11 protein-coding genes are annotated in these 17,240 nt (G+C 73.2%); 6 read left to right on the forward strand and 5 right to left on the reverse strand.

Annotation, left to right across the window (positions count from 1 at the left end; translation table 11 throughout):
* Positions 1-92 precede the first annotated feature (92 nt).
* Both ACP7BI_RS00355 and ACP7BI_RS00360 read left to right on the forward strand, forming a co-directional pair.
* Entirely contained in the window at positions 93-1,247 is a 1,155-nt protein-coding gene (locus ACP7BI_RS00355; RefSeq protein ID WP_425842823.1) for an NAD(P)-binding domain-containing protein, read from the forward strand.
* Positions 1,244-1,843 (forward strand): hypothetical protein, encoded by a 600-nt coding sequence (locus tag ACP7BI_RS00360; RefSeq protein ID WP_425842825.1) that lies wholly within the window; start codon positions 1,244-1,246, stop codon positions 1,841-1,843. Before ACP7BI_RS00355 ends, ACP7BI_RS00360 begins: the two co-directional genes overlap by 4 nt.
* A gap of 41 nt (positions 1,844-1,884) precedes the next feature.
* Here ACP7BI_RS00360 and ACP7BI_RS00365 read toward each other — a convergent pair whose 3' ends face one another.
* Both ACP7BI_RS00365 and ACP7BI_RS00370 read right to left on the reverse strand, forming a co-directional pair.
* Positions 1,885-2,703, reverse strand: a complete 819-nt coding sequence (locus ACP7BI_RS00365) for an HAD-IIA family hydrolase (RefSeq protein WP_021010358.1) — start codon at positions 2,701-2,703, stop codon at positions 1,885-1,887.
* 90 nt (positions 2,704-2,793) lie between these two features.
* Positions 2,794-3,417 (reverse strand): hypothetical protein, encoded by a 624-nt coding sequence (locus ACP7BI_RS00370; RefSeq protein WP_425842827.1) that lies wholly within the window; start codon positions 3,415-3,417, stop codon positions 2,794-2,796.
* A 79-nt stretch (positions 3,418-3,496) separates the two neighbouring features.
* Between ACP7BI_RS00370 and ACP7BI_RS00375 the strand changes: the two genes are divergently transcribed.
* The 3 genes from ACP7BI_RS00375 (at position 3,497) to ACP7BI_RS00385 (ending at position 9,206) form a co-directional block, all read left to right on the forward strand.
* Entirely contained in the window at positions 3,497-7,555 is a 4,059-nt protein-coding gene (locus tag ACP7BI_RS00375; protein WP_425842829.1) for a SpaH/EbpB family LPXTG-anchored major pilin, read from the forward strand.
* Between the two features lie 161 nt (positions 7,556-7,716).
* Positions 7,717-8,550, forward strand: coding sequence for a class C sortase (locus ACP7BI_RS00380; protein WP_425842831.1), 834 nt, complete (start codon positions 7,717-7,719; stop codon positions 8,548-8,550).
* Between the two features lie 17 nt (positions 8,551-8,567).
* A complete protein-coding gene (locus ACP7BI_RS00385) occupies positions 8,568-9,206 on the forward strand; it encodes a TrmH family RNA methyltransferase (protein WP_425842833.1) in 639 nt (212 codons plus the stop codon).
* An 83-nt stretch (positions 9,207-9,289) separates the two neighbouring features.
* On the opposite strand, the gene ACP7BI_RS00390 is transcribed toward ACP7BI_RS00385, so the two are convergent.
* Together ACP7BI_RS00390 and ACP7BI_RS00395 are read right to left on the reverse strand one after the other, a co-directional pair.
* On the reverse strand, positions 9,290-10,096 hold the full coding sequence (locus tag ACP7BI_RS00390) for a DNA-formamidopyrimidine glycosylase family protein (protein ID WP_425842835.1): 807 nt from the start codon (positions 10,094-10,096) through the stop codon (positions 9,290-9,292).
* Positions 10,097-10,124: 28 nt separating this feature from the next.
* On the reverse strand, positions 10,125-14,822 hold the full coding sequence (locus ACP7BI_RS00395; RefSeq protein WP_425842837.1) for a DEAD/DEAH box helicase: 4,698 nt from the start codon (positions 14,820-14,822) through the stop codon (positions 10,125-10,127).
* Positions 14,823-14,955: 133 nt separating this feature from the next.
* Here ACP7BI_RS00395 and ACP7BI_RS00400 point away from each other — a divergent pair, with 133 nt between their 5' ends.
* Entirely contained in the window at positions 14,956-15,471 is a 516-nt protein-coding gene (locus ACP7BI_RS00400; protein ID WP_425842839.1) for a DUF2231 domain-containing protein, read from the forward strand.
* A gap of 220 nt (positions 15,472-15,691) precedes the next feature.
* On the opposite strand, the gene argG is transcribed toward ACP7BI_RS00400, so the two are convergent.
* Positions 15,692-17,113 carry an argininosuccinate synthase gene (gene argG / locus ACP7BI_RS00405; RefSeq protein ID WP_425842841.1) on the reverse strand — a complete coding sequence of 474 codons (1,422 nt, stop codon included), beginning with the start codon at positions 17,111-17,113 and terminating at the stop codon, positions 15,692-15,694.
* Positions 17,114-17,240: the final 127 nt, after the last annotated feature.

Consider the following 17,240-nt stretch of genomic DNA (forward strand, 5'->3'; position numbering starts at 1 on the left):
ACGCGGCCCGGGAGCGTGCCGACGAGCGTGCGCTCGCGGAATCGCCAAGCCGACGCATCCGTTGCATCAGTCGTTGCGGTTCGGGCGAGAGGGTGGCGGTGCGGGAGCAGGGGGAGCGGCGAGCGACCGTCGTGGTCATCGGCGCGGGTCAGGCCGGGCTCTCGGCCGGCTACCACCTGCAGCAGCGCGGCTTCGCGAGCGCGCTCGACGAGCCCGAGGCCGAGCGCACCTTCGTCATGCTCGACGCGGATGCGGCACCCGGCGGCGCGTGGCAGCACCGGTGGGAGTCGCTCCGGATGTCGACGGTCAACGGGATCTTCGACCTGCCGGGCTTCGCGCAGCCGCCGATCGACCCGGCCGAGCCGAGCCGCACCGCCGTGCCGCGCTACTTCGCCGCCTTCGAGCGCGAGATGGCGCTGCCGATCCTGCGGCCCGTCGCCGTGCACGCGGTCGAGCGCGCCGACGACGACCCCGAGGGCGAGCTGCTGGTCGAGTCGAGCGCGGGCCGCTGGCGCACGCGGGCGATCATCAACGCGACCGGCACGTGGGACAACCCGGTGCTGCCGCACTACCCGGGCGCCGAGCGGTTCCTCGGTCGCCAGCTGCACACGCGCGACTACACGTCGGCCGACGAGTTCGCCGGGCAGCGGGTCGCCGTCGTCGGGGGCGGCATCTCCGCCGTGCAGCTGCTCGACGAGCTCTCCCGCGTCGCCGAAACCCGCTGGTACACGCGCCGCGAGCCGGTCTTCCTCGAGGGCGACTTCGAGCCCGAGATCACGGGGCGCAAGGTGATCGAGCAGGTGACGGCCGATGCCGAGGCCGGCCGGCCGACCGGCAGCGTCGTCTCCTACACCGGCCTCAACTGGACGCCGTACGCGCGCGCGGCGAAGGCGCGCGGCGCGCTCGAGCGGCGACCGATGTTCGTCTCGATCGAGCCGCATGGCGTGCGCGAGGCCGACGGCACCCTCCTGACCGTCGACGCGATCCTCTGGGCGACCGGCTTCAAGGCCGATCTCGCGCACCTCGAGCCGCTGGCCTTGCGGAACGAGCTCGGCGCTGTGCAGGTGCGCGGCACGCGCGTCGTCGAGGAGCCGCGCGTGCACCTCATCGGCTTCGGCCCGAGCCAGTCGACGGTCGGCGCGAACCGCGCCGGCCGCGCGGCGGCGCGCGAGCTCGACCGGCTGCTCTCGTGGGCCGACGACCGGGCGCTCGCGGCTCCGGGCCAGCGGCGTAGCGTGGAGGCGTGAGCCTCGCCGACCGCCTCCTCAAGCCGCCGCCGCGAATCGTCGCCGGCGAGCCGGGCACGGGCTGGCTGGGGCTGCTGACCTCCTGGGCGGCCGTCGGCTACGGCGCGGCTGCCGCGGCGAAGGCAGGCGGGCTGCTCATCTCCTTCGACGACGGCGCGTGCGGCATCCACTCGGCCACGGTCTGCCAGGTGGCCGGCTGGGGCGGCCTGCTCATGGGCGTCGTCGTGCTCGGCGTCGCGGCGCTGCTCTCCATCGTCGTCGCGCGCGGCTTCGGCCCGCCGACGACGTGGTGGGTGCTGCCGGTCATGCTCGGCGCGCTCGCGCTCGCGCCGTTCCAGGCCGCGCCGGGCGCGAGCATCCCGTGGGTGTGGCTGCTCGTCTCGGCGGCCGCCGCCCTCGCGGCGCTCGCCCTCGCGAGCATGGTCGTGCGGCGGGGGAGGGCGGCGCTGTTCGGCTGGATCCGGCTCGACGGGCTCGACGCGCGCGAGGTGCCGCATCGGCCGCTCGACCAGCTCGTCGCGCCCGCCGCCGTCGCCGTGGCGACCGGCGGGGGCTTCTTCGCGGCCAACGTCGTGCGCCTGCTCTCGGAGGCTTGAGCGCCCGGCCGTCTCACCGCATCCGTCGTGCCGTCGACCCGTCAGACGTCGACGTGCGGCTCGTCGAGCTCTGACTCGACCGGGGTGCGCTCGACGAGCTCGTGCACGCCCGCGAGCATCTCGTCGGGCCGGAACGGGTAGGTCTCCACGAGCGCGGCGTTCGAGATGCCGGTCATGACGAGCACGGTGTGGAGGCCCGCCTCCATGCCTGCGACGATGTCGGTGTCCATGCGGTCGCCGATCATGCCGGTGACCTCGGAGTGCGCGCCGATCTTGTTGAGCGCGGATCGGAACATCATCGGGTTGGGCTTGCCGACGATGTAGGGCACGCGGCCGGTCGCCTTCGTGATGAGCGCGTTGATCGCGCCGGTCGCGGGAAGGATGCCGGCCTCGCTCGGGCCCGTCGCGTCGGGATTGGTCGAGATGAAGCGCGCGCCGTCGGCGATGAGCCGGATCGCCTTCGTGATCGCCTCGAACGAGTACGAGCGGGTCTCGCCCACGACGACGAAGTCGGGATCCGTGTCGGTCATCGTGAAGCCCGCGTCGTGCAGCGCGGTGATGAGCCCCGCCTCGCCGATCACGTAGGCCGAGCCGCCCGGCATCTGGTCGTGCAAGAAATCGGCGGTCGCGAGCGCGCTCGTCCAGATGCGCTCCTCGGGCACGACGAGGCCGGATGCGCGCAGGCGCGCTGAGAGGTCACGGGGCGTGAAGATCGAGTTGTTCGTGAGCACGAGGAACTCGACGCCCTGCGACTGCCACTGCTCGAGCAGCTCTTGCGCGCCCGGGAGCGGGTGCTCCTCCTTCACGAGGACGCCGTCCATGTCGGTGAGCCAGCACTCGATGTCTGCCCTGGTGCGCATGGAAACAGCGTACGGGCACAACTGTTGCGATGTCTGATCCTTCGAATTTGAAGCGACTTTGGACGATGCTGAGGTTTCATCAAGCGAAACTCAGCCACCACTGCGCCTTTGGAACCGGTTACTTGAGTTCGGCTCAATACGTTCGAGGCGCCCACCGGAGGGCACCGTCTCGCCCTGCGAGAGCTGGCCGTGCCTGCCGGCTTTCCCTCCCTTCCACTCCGTCACGAGGAGCAGAACCCGCATGCGCACGCGCACTTTCGCAGCACGACGCTCGTTCCGAGCCGTCGCCGCTGCCCTCGTGCTCGCGACTGCGGTAGCGCTCCCGCTGACGCCCCTCGCCACGTCCGCGGCCTCGGCTTCGGCGACGAGCACCGCTCCCCAGCCGGAGCCGTCGCCGGAGCCGACGGCGACGCCCGAGCCGGCCGTCACCCCTGCGGCAACGGAGGCGCCCGTGGCTCCCGCGCCCGAGCCGGCGGCTGTGGCGAGCCCGAGCGCGACCCCGACCGCGACGCCGGTTCCGGTGCCGAGCCCGGCGCCCGCGCAGGATCCCGTGCCGGCTCCCTCACCGACCCCGACGGCTCCGGTCACGCGGTCGCTCATCGCGCCCCAGGCGACGGTGGTCTCCCCGACCGCGATCGGCGGGCCCGAGACCAGCGTCGAAGCACCGTACATCTCCTGGCAGACGTCGCCGGCCGTCAGCGGCGCCACCTTCACCGTCCAGTACTCGACGCGACGCTGGGTCGGGCTCTGGATCTTCGGCTACTGGACCGACTGGACGAGCTACAGCGCGCCGGTGACCATCACCGACTGCACAGCCGCGCCCTGCGTGCCCGGCGGAGACCTCGACCCGCAGCCCGGCGAGTTCCAGCTGCAGCACATCGGCTCGCAGCGGATCCAGACCGACACGAGCACCACCCGCAACCGCTACCTGGTGACCCCCGGCGCAGCCCCTTCCGGATACGCCTGGGAGTCCGAGGCCGGCGTGGCTGCGGATGCCGCGGACTGGAGCGGCGCGACGCACAGCTTCGGCACCTTCGAGCTCGGTCGCAATGCGCCCCTCCCGTGCCTCGGCAACGGCTTCTACTCGCTCCAGCAGGACGGCACGGTCGTGCGCGTGACGACGACGGGCGCCGCGAACGGCGCGACGCTGGCCACCGTCGGCGCGTTCCCGAACGTCGCCCAGCAGGCCAACGCGCTCGCGATCGGCCCGGGCGGCACGGTCGCTTACGCAGTGGAGCGCACCTCCGGCTCGGGCACCGGCATCAACGCGATCCTCCGCTACTCGGTGAGCGACGGCTGGCAGCGCCTGCCGAGCTCAGCGGCGTCGACGACCGTCGGCGTCATCGCCGGTGGTGTGAACCCGCTCGACGGCAACTACTACTTCGGAGGATTCCGGACCGCATCCAGCCGCGTGCACGTCGACCTCTACCGCTATGTGCCGAGCACCGGCGGCTCGAGCCTCGCCGGCACCTTCAACACCAACCTCAGCGCGAGCGGCTCGAGCAACGGCGACCTGGCGTTCGACGCGACCGGCACGCTCTACGTCGTCCGCAGCTCCACGTCCGACGCCCAGCTGTACTCCGTGCCGGCATCCTCGATCGTGGCCGCCACGAACGGAGCCACGCTGCCGTTCTCGACGGTCTCGCAGGGCGCGATCGGCAACCTCAGCGGCGTCAACGGGATGGCGTTCGAGGGGAACGGGACGCTGTACCTGGCCGACTCGACGCGGGCGATCCGCGTCAGCCTCAACGGCACCTCCGCATGGACCGTGGTGACGGATCCCGTCACCACGCAGCTCGGAGCCAGCGGCGACCTCGCCGGCTGCAGCGTGCCGCCCACGCTCACCCTGCAGAAGGACGTCGTCGGCCGCGTCGCCGCCACAGACCAGTTCCGGCTCTCCGTCACCGCGGGCTCGCGCTCGTTCGGCTCGGTCGAGACCACCGGCTCCGCGCTGGGCGTGCAGACCGCGCAGGTAGGCCCGGTGCCGGTCGTGGCCGGTCAGAGCTACTCCCTGGCCGAGGAGATGGTGACGGGGAGCGCCAACCAGTACTCGTCGACGCTCGTGTGCGTCGACGAGCTCGGGACGACGCTCGCATCGAGGACGGGACGGACCGGTCAGGTCGCCATCCCGGACCGCATCGGCGCCCGCGTCGTGTGCACCTTCACCAACGCTCCGCTCGTCTCGACGATCGTCGTCCACAAGGTCGTCCAGGACGTCGCCGGGCAGCTGCGGAACGGCGGCGGCTGGACGATGCGCGCGGACGTCCGCGCCGAGACCGGCAGCGTCACGCCGCCGACCGCGGCGCAGCAGCAGACGGGGTCGGGCGGCGCCGCGAGCTGGACGATCCGCTACGGGAGCGCCTCGGCGCGCGCCGCGGTGACGGTCTCGGAGATCCAGCAGCCGGGCTTCGTCTTCGTCGAAGGGCAGTGCGAGGTCCGCGGAGCCGGGGGCGAGAGCCGGGAGGTCGCGCTGCCCGGCGAGGCCGGCACGACCCTCGCTGGCATCGCACCCGGGTCCGCGATCGAGTGCACGTTCGTCAACCGCGAGCTGCCGACGACGCTGACGCTCGTCAACGCCATCGGCTTCGGCGACAGCGGCCTCGCGCCGCAGTGGACGCTGCTCGGCACCGGCCCGCAGGGGTCGCTCGCCGGCCCAAGCGGCGCGACCGGCTCGACCGGCGCGACGGCGAGCGTCACCGCCGGCGTCGCCTACGCGCTCAGCGCGACCGGCGGTCACGTCGCCTACGCGCAGGTCGGCAGCTGGGCCTGCGTGGATCAGCGCGGCACCGCGGTGCCCGTCACGGCATCCGGCGCGAGCCTCGTCAAGGGCACGCAGGTGACCTGCACGGTGACGCACTCCACGGCCCGGATGACGCTGCTGAAGCACATCGACGGCTCGACCGGCGGCTCGCTGCACCCCGATCGGTTCACCCTCACCGCGACGCCGGCGAGCTTCGCCGGGCTGGCGCCCACCTCGGTGCCGGGCAGCGAGACCGAGGTCGCGAGCGGCGCGGCGGCGAACCGCTTCGAGGTGCGTCCCGGTCACGGCTATGCGCTCAGCGAGCACAGCGACTACGCGGCACTCGGCCTGCGCCTCGAGCGGCAGACGGGCCCGGACACGTGGGAAGCAGTCGCCTCGCACACTGTCCAGGTGCCCGCCGGTGAGCACCACGTCTACCGCTTCGTCGCGGCTCCCGTGCCGGCGCTCGCGCTGCCCCTCACGGGCGGCGTCGGCTCCGACACCTACGTGATGGCCGGGGGCGCGCTCGTGCTCCTCGCCCTCGCGTCCATCCTCTTCCGCTCGCGCCGGTCGGCGCAGCGAGAGCACGAGTCCTCCCAGGGCTCGGTCAAGACCCCGTCCATCAGCTTGCTCATCGCACGAATCCAGAGAGGAGTTGCCGCCATGGCAACCACCAAGAAGGGCCTGACGGCGCGACTCGCCGCCGGCTTCGGCGCGGCCGCGATCGCGACCGTCACCATCCTCGGCGGAGCGTTCCCCGCATCCGCCGCCGTCGACAACATCGACGAGAACCCCGCCGGCGGTCGTTCGCTCACGATCCACAAGTTCGCGGAGCCCGAGACGGCCACGGCGCTCCCGAACGACGGCTCGCAGCTCACCCCGACGCAGCTCAGCGGCCTGACCGCGCTCAAGGACGTGCCGTTCTCGATCCAGCGCGTGCAGGGCATCGACCTCAACACCACCGAGGGCTGGGCGCTCGCCGACGGACTGACCGTGGAGGAGGCGACCCGCGACTTCACGCTCGTCGCCGCAGGCTCCGGCTTCACGGCAGCCGACGGCTCGCTCACCTTCGCCGGCCTCGACGCGGCCGTCTACCTCGTGACCGAGAACGCCTCGACCGCGCACGACATCGCGTTCACCGCCGACCAGTTCCTCGTGTCGGTGCCGATGGCCCTGAACAACCGGTGGCTGTACGACGTGCACGTCTACCCCAAGAACGCCGTCACGGGCATCGAGAAGAGCTTCACCAACGGCCTCGCCACCGGCCTCGGCGACCGCGCCTCCTGGAGCCTGACGGTCGACGTGCCCGAGGTTGCCGCCGGCAAGACCCTCTCCTCGATGGTCATCACCGACACGCTCGACCCGCGCCTTCGCTACGACGGCGCGACCGTGACCGGCACGAACGTGTCGCTCGTGCCCGCCGACTACGCCGTCGCGGCGACCGGCCAGACCTTCAGCGTCACCTTCACGACCGCCGGCCTCGCAACGCTCGCCGCCGCGAACGACGCTTCGATCTCGGTCTCCATCACCACGACGGTCACGTCGCTCGAGGCCGCCGCCCCTGCGCAGGCGGGCGTCGTCGCGAACCAGGCGACGCTCACCGTCAACGGCACGTCGTTCCCCTCGAACTCGGTCACCACCGAGTGGGGCAGCCTCTCGATCCTCACCTACGAGGAGCGCGCCGACGCGAGCGACAGGACCGGCGCGCTCGCTGGCGCGGAGTATCGCGTCTACCCCACCGAGGCAGACGCGCTCGCGGGCACCAACGCGATCACCATCGACGGCCGGTCGACGTGGATCTCGGGCGATGACGGCATCGCCTTCCTGCCGGTGCTGCCGCAGGGCGCGTACTACGTCGTCGAGACGAAGGCCCCGGTCGGCTATGCGGCCGACCCGACGCCGCGCCGCCAGGCGACCGTCCAGACGGGCGACCTCGACCGCACCACGATCGACGCCGAGTACGCGAAGAAGCAGGTCCCGGCATACGCGCTCCCCATCACGGGTGGCAGCGGTCAGATGGCCTTCATGATCGGCGGCGCCGGCCTCATCCTCGGCGGACTCGGCTTCGTGCTGCTCCGCCGTCGCAAGACCCAGGCCGGCGAGCAGGCCTGACCTTGACCGAGCCCCGCAGCAGTGACCCCAGCCGCTGCTGCGGGGCTCGACCCTCTCCCGGAGGAGCAGCAGCGCCGGCATCGGCGAGCCCGGCCGCCGCCGCGCCGCAGCGCCGCCGGCGCAAGGCGAGCACGACCTCGCTCGTCGCCGCGCTCATGGTGATGGCGGGCATCGCGATCCTCCTCTACCCGACGATCGCGAGCTGGTTCTCGCAGCTCGAGCAGTCCCAGCGCGTCGACGACTACGCCGAGGTCATGGAGCAGCTCGGCCCCGAAGGCCGTGAGCAGGAGCTCGCCGACGCCCGTGCCTACAACCAGACCCTCACGGGCGGCGCGCTCATCGACCCGTACGGCCGCACGCCGCTGAGCGATCAGCGGGCGATCGTCGCGGCATACGAGCAGCAGCTCGACCTCGGCCCCGCCGAGGTGATGGCACGCATCCGCATCCCCTCCATCGACGTCGATCTGCCGATCTACCACGGCACCGACGAGGAGACGCTGCGGAAGGGCGTCGGGCACCTGCTCGGCTCGGCGCTCCCCGTGGGCGGCCCCGGCGCCCACAGCGTGCTGACCGGCCACCGCGGCCTGCCGGAGTCGGTACTCTTCAGCGACCTCGACCAGGTCACGGTCGGCGAGACCTTCGAGCTCGACGTCTACGGCGAGGTGCTGACCTACGAGGTGCGTGACGTGCAGGTCGTCGAGCCCGGCGACACCGAGCTGCTGCTGCCCGAGTCGGACCGCGACCTCGTGAGCCTCGTCACCTGCACGCCGCTCGGCATCAACAGCCACCGCATCGTCGTCGTGGGGGAGCGCATCCCGACCGCCGAGGCCACAGCCGAAGCCGCCGCCATGCCCGAGATCCCCGGCCCGCCGTGGTGGGCGGTCGCGCTCTCGAGCGGCTGGGCGATCGCGGTGGGCGGGCGCAGCCTGAGCGCCAAGCTGGTCGCGCGACCGGCGCGCTCGGCGTCCGTGACGGGGACGTTCCTCATCCTCTGAGCGCCTAGCCTGGGTCGGTGCAGCCCGCCGACGAACCCCAGCTCGAGGTCGGCGTCGGGCCGTGGTCGGGCGAGTGGCCCGACGACGAGCGCCTTGACCCCGAGCTGCTCGAGCACGGCGACCGCCGCAACGTCGTCGACCGCTACCGCTACTGGCGGCTCGAGGCGATCGTCGCCGACCTCGACACCCGCCGCCACGGCTTCCACGTCGCGATCGAGAACTGGCAGCACGACCTCAACATCGGCTCGATCGTGCGCACCGCGAACGCCTTCGCCGCATCCGCCGTCCACATCATCGGCAAGCGGCGCTGGAACCGCCGCGGCGCGATGGTGACCGACCGCTATCAGCGCATCGAGCACCACGAGACGACGGATGCGTTCGCGGCCTGGGCGAGGGACGCCGGCCTCACGATCGTGGCTGTCGACAACACCGAGGGGTCGGTGCCCGTCGACGCGGCGCCGCTGCCCGAGCGCTGCGTGCTGCTGTTCGGGCAGGAGGGGCCGGGTCTCACGGATGCGGCGATGGCGGTCGCGGATGCGCACGTGCAGATCCGCCAGTTCGGCTCGACGCGGTCGATCAACGCGGCCGCGGCGGCCGCGATCGTCATGCACGAGTGGGTGCGGGTGCACTCGGCGCACTCACCGGCCGTCGAGTAGGGCCGGAGGCCCGTATCGAGACGAGGGCTGGTGGTCTCGATATGCGCCCGCGGCGCTACTCGACCAGCGGAAGAGGTTCGGCGCTACTCGACCAGCGGGTTGCGTGGGGCGGGCTGGCACCGGGGGCACCACTGCACCTGCCGGAGCATGCCGTCCTCCATGCCGAGCATCGCGTCCCGGATGCGCGTGCCGCACCGCAAGCACGGCTGCCCGCCGCGGCCGTAGACCCACGTGCGGCGGCCGCGCCGCGCATCGCCCGTGAAGGTGCGCTCCGTCCGGTCGCGGTTCGCGATCATCAGCCGCCGCGCGAGCGCGACGATCGGCTCGACGTCGACCTGGTCGATCGGCGTCGCAGGGTGCACGCCGCGCAGGAAGCACAGCTCGCCGCGGAAGACGTTGCCGAGCCCCGCGACCGCCGTCTGGTCGAGCAGCGCGACGCCCACCGGCACCCCGGTCGCGCGCAGCCGCCTGGCCGCCTCGGCCGCATCCGCCTCGCTCCACTCGGGCGAGATGAGGTCGGGCCCGAGGTGCGCGACCGCATCCCAGTCGCGCTCGCGCGGCAGCAGCTCGAGCACCGGGAGGGCCGAGCCGACGATGTCGTGCTCATCGGTGGCGAGCACGACCCGGATGGTGTGGGCCGGCACGGGCGCGCGGCGACCGTGCTCGAGCACGTGCCACAGCCCATCCATGCCGGCGTGCGAGTGGATCGTGTGCCGCTCGCCGCGCATCAGGAGGTGCTTGCCGACCGAGCGCACCTCGTCGATGCGCTCGCCGCCGAGGTCGGCGGTCGCGAGCCGCGGCACGCGGAAGTCGCTGCGCGTCAGGACGCGCCCGGCCATCGCCTGGCCGAGCCGCACCGCGGCGCGGTAGATCGTGTCGCCCTCGGGCATCAGCCGCCGCCCATCGAGTCGCGGCCCATCAGTGGCCGATCCGGAAGCCGCGCGGTGTGCGGCGCAGGCCCGCGCGGTCGAGCAGCGGCGCGACGTCGGGCTCGAGCGACGAGCGGCCGTCGACCGTCTCGACGACGCGACGCCGACCGCCCAGCCGGATCACCGCATCCGTCATGCTCGACAGCGCCTTGACGAGCACGTCCTCGTCGTCGGTGAACGTCAGGAGCGAGCGGCCGCCGCGCTCGAGGTGCAGCACGCAGCGCCCCGAGGCGATCGTCGTAAGCGCGCCGACGCGGCGGGTCGGGCGGTGGTCGCCGCGCGCCTCCGGCCACGGCAGCGCGGCGCCGAACGGGTTCGCGGGATCGACGGCCGGCACCGTCGCGACCGCTTCGCTCACACCGCCCGACTGGCGTGACCGCAGCGCGTCGACGACCGGCCCGTCGGCGAACTGCGCTGCCCCGAGCCCGTCGACGAAGTAGCCGCGGCGGGTGTGGCCGGCCTCCTCGAAGGCCTTGAGCACCTGGTAGACGCCGTGGAAGCCGCCCGGCACGTCCTCGGCGACGACGCTCCCGCGCGTGACGACGCCGTAGCGGGCGAGCAGCGCATCCGCCACTTGCGCGGCGCGCTCGGTCGTCGAGCCGGCCGACTTCGACGCGAGCAGCCACCGGCCCGCGAGCGTCGGCAGCGCCTCCGCGCGGATCGGCCGCGCGGTCGCGAGCCGCCGCCGGCTCACGGGCGCCGCCCGCCGGCTCGGCGCCGGGGGCGTCCGGGCGCGGGCGCCGAGCAAGTGGGCGCGCAGCGGCGCGATCGTGTCGTTCGTGATGCGGCCCGCCCACACGAGCGGCCACAGCACCTCGCCGAGCCGCACGAGGTCGAGCGCGGCGATCTCGCTCAGCTGCCGCGCGAAGAGCGCCCCGCCGCCGCCGAGCGCCTCGAGCACGGCGGATGCGTCGGGGTCGTCGTGCTCGACGTCGCGGCGCTGCTCGACGGTGTCGGCCGCGCGCAGCACGATGCGGCCGTCGCGCGCGCTCAGCTCGCCCGCGCCGACCCACGTGACGAGCCCCGCGGCGGTCACCTCGTCGAGCATCGACGGCCGGTAGTCCTTCACGCGCGAGGGGAGGATGAGCGTCTCGAGGGCGCTCAGCGGGAGCGGCGCGCCGTCGAGCCGGTCGATCGCCTCGAGCAGCCCGTCGACGCCCGAGAGCGGCCGCGTCACGCGCTGGTGCGCGAGCAGGTGATCGGCGAAGACGGCGTGGTCGACCGGCTCGACATCGCTGCGCAGCGCCTGCAGGCTGCGGCGCTTGAGCCGCGAGAGCACCCCCGCGTCGATCCACTCCTCGCCCGTGCCGCGCGCCCGGTAGGCACCCGGCACGACGCGCCCCTGCCGCTCGAGCGCGCGGAGCGCCGAGCGCACGACCGCGGGCGCGAGCGTGAGGCGAGCGGATGCCTCCTCCACCGTGAACGGACCGTGCGTGCGCGCGTGCCGGGCGACGACGTCGCCGATGGGGTCGGCGACCGCGTCGAGCAGCGCCGAGGGCACGCCGGGCGGCGGCGGCACACCGAGCGCGTCGCGGAGCCGCGCGACGTCCTCGATCGCGGCGAGCCGCTCGTCGGCGCCGATCCGCACCCGCACGACGCGCCGTGCGGCGACGAGCTCGTCGGCGATCGCGGCCGCGGCCGCGGCCGTGAGGTGCCCGGGGGCCGCAGGTGACGCATCCGGTGCCGACCCATCCGTCACCGGCTCGCCGGCCTCGACGGTCGCGCCCGGCACGCCCTCGAGCCGCACCGCGAGCTCCTCGACCGTGAGCGGGCCGAGCAGCCGCAGCAGGTCGGCGGCGCCCTCGACGCCTCGCGCCCGGCGGTCGGGCGCGAGCCGCTGCAGCTCGAGCTCGGTGCGGGCGACGATCTCCTCGTCGAGCAGCTCGCGCAGCGCCGACTGGCCGAGCACCTCGGCGAGCAGCGCCGGATCGAGCGTGAGCGCGGCAGCGCGGCGCTCGGCGAGCGGCGCGTCGCCCTCGTAGAGGAACGCGCCGACGTAGCCGAACAGGAGGTGGTGGGCGAAGGGGGAGGGGCTCGGCGTCTCGACCTCGACGACGCGGATGTCGCCGTGCTGCAGCCGCTCGGCGATCTGGCGCAGCGCCGGGAGGTCGTAGGCGTCCTGCAGCACCTCGCGGAGCGCCTCGAGCACGATCGGGAAGTCGGGGTAGCGCTTCGCGACGTCGAGCAGCTGCGCCGCCCGCTGCCGCTGCTGCCACAGCGGCGCGCGGCGGGAGGGGTCACGCTTGGGCAGCAGCAGCGCGCGCGACGCGCACTCCCGGAAGCGGCTCGCGAACAGCGCCGTGCCGCCCGCCTCGGTCTCGACGATGCGCTCGAGCTCGTCGGGCTCGAAGCGGATGAGCTCGGCGCCTGGCGGGTCGGCGTCGGAGTCGGGGATGCGGATCACGATGCCGTCGTCGGAGGCCATCGCGGCGGCGCCGAGGTCGCGGTCCTCGCGCAGCCGGCGGTCGATCGCGAGCGCCCACGGCGCGTGCACGCGCCGGCCCCACGGGGAGTGGACGATGAGGCGCCAGTCGCCGAGCTCGTCGCGCGAGCGCTCGACGACGAGCTGCGCGTCGGTCGGCACCGCGCCGGTCGCGGCGAGCTGGTCGCGCACGTAGGCGTCGAGGTTGCGGATGGCCCGCTCGTCGGAGTGCGGCAGGTCGATGCCGGTGCCGGCGGCGAGCGCCGCGGTCGCGCGGCCGATCGAGCGGCCGAGGTCGGCCGGGCGACCCTCGGCGTCGCCGTGCCAGAACGGCAGCTTGCCGACCTCGCCGAACGCGGGCACGACGAGCACCCGGTCGTGCGTGATGTCGACGACGCGCCAGCTCGTCGCGCCGAGCGCGAAGACATCGCCCGCGCGCGACTCGTAGACCATCTCCTCGTCGAGCTCGCCGACCCGCGCGCCCGGCCGGCCCTCCTGCCCGGCGAGGAAGACGCCGAACAGGCCGCGGTCGGGGATCGTGCCGCCACTCGAGACGGCGATGCGCTGCGCGCTCGGCCGACCGGTGATCGTGCCCGCGTCGCGATCCCACACGACGCGCGGGCGCAGCTCGGCGAACTCGTCGCTCGGGTAGACGCCCGAGATGAGGTCGAGCGTCGCGTCGAAGGCGCTGCGCGGCAGCTGCGCGAAGGGCGCCGAGCGCCGCACGGTCCGGAACCAGTCGTCGACCACGAGCTCGTCCATCGCGGCGGCCGCGACCGTCTGCTGCGCGAGCACGTCGAGCGGGTGCCGCGGCATGCGGATGGGCTCGAGCTCGCCGCGCGCCATCCGGTCGGCGACGACCGTCGCGTGCAGCAGGTCGGCGCGGTGCTTGGGGATGAGCACGCCGCGCGACGCGTCGCCGACCGAGTGGCCGGCGCGACCGACGCGCTGCAGGCCGCTCGCGGTCGACGGCGGCGACTCGACCTGCACGACGAGGTCGACCTCGCCCATGTCGATGCCGAGCTCGAGGCTCGAGGTCGCGACGACGCAGCGCAGCCGCCCCGACTTCAGCTGGTCCTCGATCTCGGCGCGCTGCTCCTTCGAGACCGAGCCGTGGTGCGCGCGAGCGAGCGGCGGCGCATCCGCGTCGTCCCCGCCGGCCTCGCGCGCCGCGGCGCGCTCGGCGAGGCGCAGGCGGATGTGCTCGCGCACGTCGCGCAGGACGACGCCGTCCCCGCTCGCGCGCGACCGCGCATCCGCCCCACCTTCGCCGCCGAGGCCTTCCGCCTCCGCCGCGTCGAGCCGCTCGGCATCGAGCTCGTTGAGCCTGGCGGTGAGCCGCTCGGCCGCGCGGCGCGCGTTGACGAACACGATCGTCGAGCGGTGCCGGTCGACGAGCTCGAGCACCTCGCGCTCGATGTGCGGCCAGATCGACTGCTGCTCGGGCTGCTCCTCGATCGAGCCGAACGCGCTGCCCGTCGGTGCGGACCCGGGCTGCTCGCGCCGCTGTGGCGCCCGCAGGTCGGTCATGTCGTCGACCGGCACGGTGATCGTGAGCTCGATCGTCTTCTCGCTCGGCGGCGCGACGATCGTGACGGGGGCCGGTCCGCCGAGGAACGCGGCGACCTCCTCGACCGGGCTCACCGTCGCCGAGAGGCCGATGCGCTGCGCGGGCCGCGCGAGCTGCGCGTCGAGCCGCTCGAGGCTCAGCGCGAGGTGCGAGCCGCGCTTCGTCGGCACGACGGCGTGCACCTCGTCGACGATCACCGTCTCGACGGTGCGGAGCGTCTCGCGCGCGCGGCTCGTCAGCAGCAGGAAGAGCGACTCGGGCGTCGTGATGAGGACGTCGGGCGGGTGCTTCGCCTGCGCGCGCCGCTCCTCCTGCGGGGTGTCGCCCGTGCGGAGGCCGATGCGGATCGGCGGCGGCTCGATCCCGTCGTTGCGGCCCTGCGCCGCGATGCCCGCGAGCGGGGCGCGCAGGTTGCGGTCGACGTCGACGGCGAGCGCCTTGAGCGGCGAGACGTAGAGCACGCGCACCCCCGGCTCGCGCTCAGCGTGCGGCGCGGCGTCCTCGCGGTGCAGCCGATCGATCGACCACAGGAACGCCGCGAGCGTCTTGCCCGAGCCGGTCGGGGCGACGACGAGGGAGTGGTCGCCGCGCGCGATCGCGGTCCACGCCTCCTCCTGCACCGGCGTCGGCGCGGCGAACGCCCCCGTGAACCACGCGCGGGTCGCGGGGGAGAAGAGCTCGAGGGCGGCGCCCATCCGGTCAGTACAGCACAGCGGCGCTCAGCGTCCGCTCGGCCCGCGCTCGGGGTAGCCCTCGACGCTCCCGGGTCGCGCGGCTACTGTGAGCCAATCCGACGCGGCGAGGGCCGCGACCGAGCGAGGAGGAACCGTGCCGGATCAGCTCGACTTCGACCGCGGCAAGCGCCCGCGCACCGTGCTGCAGGGGTGGTACGGGCACCCGTTCCATCCCGTGCTCATCACCGTGCCGATCGGCTCGTGGATCGCGAGCCTCGTCTTCGACGTGCTCGCGATCTTCGCCGACGACCCGTCGGGCTTCCTGCTCGGCGCGCAAGTGCTCATCGCGATCGGCATCGTCGGCGCAGTGCTCGCTGCGGTGATGGGCGTGCTCGACTACTCCGTGATCCCCGGCCGGACGAAGGCGAAGCGGATGGGTCTCATCCACGGGGTGCTCAACACCGTCGCGCTCGCGGTCTTCGCGATCGGCTGGTTCGTCCGCTCGAGCGAGGGGCACGACGAGGTGAGCGTGGCCGCCGTGGTGATCAGCCTCGTCGGCATCGCGCTCGTCGGCGTCTCGGGCTTCCTCGGCGGCGAGCTCGCGTACCACTACGGCATCCGCGTCGCTGCCGAGAAGGACCAGGCGGAGGGGCTCGCCCAGCGGTCGTAGCGCCCCCCGTTCGTCGAGTAGGGTGCGCGCAGCGCGCCGTCACCCCCGTTCGTCGAGTAGGGTGCGCGCAGCGCGCCGTCACCCCCGTTCGTCGAGTAGGGCGCGCGCAGCGCGCCCGTATCGAGACGCGCGAGATCTCGATACGGCGGCCTTCGGCCGCCTACTCGATCTAGCGTCCTCCGGGCTCAACGCCGCTGCGCGGCATTGAGCCCTCCGGACGCTAGTCCGTGCCGAGGTCCATCGCCGCGCGGTCGTTCCACTGCTCGATCGCCTCGGGGTCGGCGTCGGGCGATGCCACGATCTCCTCCGAGCGCCCGATCTCGAGCGCGCCGAGCAGCTTCGCCGTCTCCCCCTCGACGAGGCCCGCTGCCGCGTAGCCCTCGAGCCGTGAGCGCGAGTCGGCGATGTCGAGGTTGCGCATCGTGAGCTGGCCGATGCGGTCGGAGGGGTCGAACGCAGCGTCGCCGACACGCTCCATCGAGAGCTTGTCGGGGTGGTACGAGAAGGTCTCGCCGCGAGTGTCGACGATCGAGTAGTCCTCGCCGCGGCGCAGCCGCAGCACGACCTCGCCCGTGACCGACGAGCCGACCCAGCGCTGGATCGACTCGCGCAGCATGAGCGACTGCGGGTCGAGCCAGCGGCCCTCGTACATGAGGCGCCCGAGGCGGCGGCCCTGCTCGTGGTACGTCGCGATCGTGTCCTCGTTGTGGATCGCGTTGAGCAGCCGCTCATAGGCGATGTGCAGCAGCGCCATGCCCGGCGCCTCGTAGATGCCGCGGCTCTTCGCCTCGATGATGCGGTTCTCGATCTGGTCGCTCATGCCCAGCCCGTGCCGGCCGCCGATCGTGTTGGCCTCGTGGACGAGGGCCACCGCATCCGGGAACTCGCGCCCGTCGATCGAGACGGGGCGCCCCGCCTCGAAGCCGATCGTGACGTCCTCGGTCGGGATCTCGACCGACTCGTCCCAGAACTTCACGCCCATGATCGGCTCGACGACCTCCATCGAGGTGTCGAGGTGCTCGAGCGTCTTCGCCTCGTGCGTCGCGCCCCAGATGTTCGCGTCGGTCGAGTAGGCCTTCTCGGTCGCGTCGCGGTAGGGGTAGCCGTGCGCGACGAGCCACTCCGACATCTCCTTGCGGCCACCGAGCTCGGTGACGAAGCGCTCGTCGAGCCACGGCTTGTAGATGCGCAGGCCCGGGTTGGCCATGAGGCCGTAGCGGTAGAAGCGCTCGATGTCGTTGCCCTTGTAGGTCGACCCGTCGCCCCAGATCTCGACGCCGTCCTCCTTCATGGCACGCACGAGCAGCATGCCCGTGACCGCGCGGCCGAGCGGCGTGGTGTTGAAGTACGTGCGGCCGGCCGAGCGGATGTGGAACGCGCCCGTCGCGAGCGCGACGAGGCCCTCCTCCACGAGCGCGTCCTTCGCGTCGACGAGTCGTGAGCCCTCCGCGCCGTAGGCGGTCGCGCGGCCGGGCACCGCGTCGATGTCGGGCTCGTCGTACTGCCCGATGTCGGCGGTGTACGTGTACGGCACGGCACCGTTGTGACGCATCCACGCGACGGCGCACGAGGTGTCGAGGCCGCCCGAGAAGGCGATGCCGACGCGCTCGCCGACGGGAAGGGAGGAGAGGACCTTGGACATGCCACAATCCTACGTTCGGGTCGGATGCGTCCTGTCCGTCGGGCGTAGGCCCGCAACCTGGGAGCACGCCCATTGCCGCCCTCAGCGCGGCATGCCACGCTTCGATCGGGGGACACGACCTGTCCCC

Source organism: Agrococcus sp. TSP3-2-1 (genome assembly GCF_049897585.1).
GTDB lineage: Bacteria > Actinomycetota > Actinomycetes > Actinomycetales > Microbacteriaceae > Agrococcus.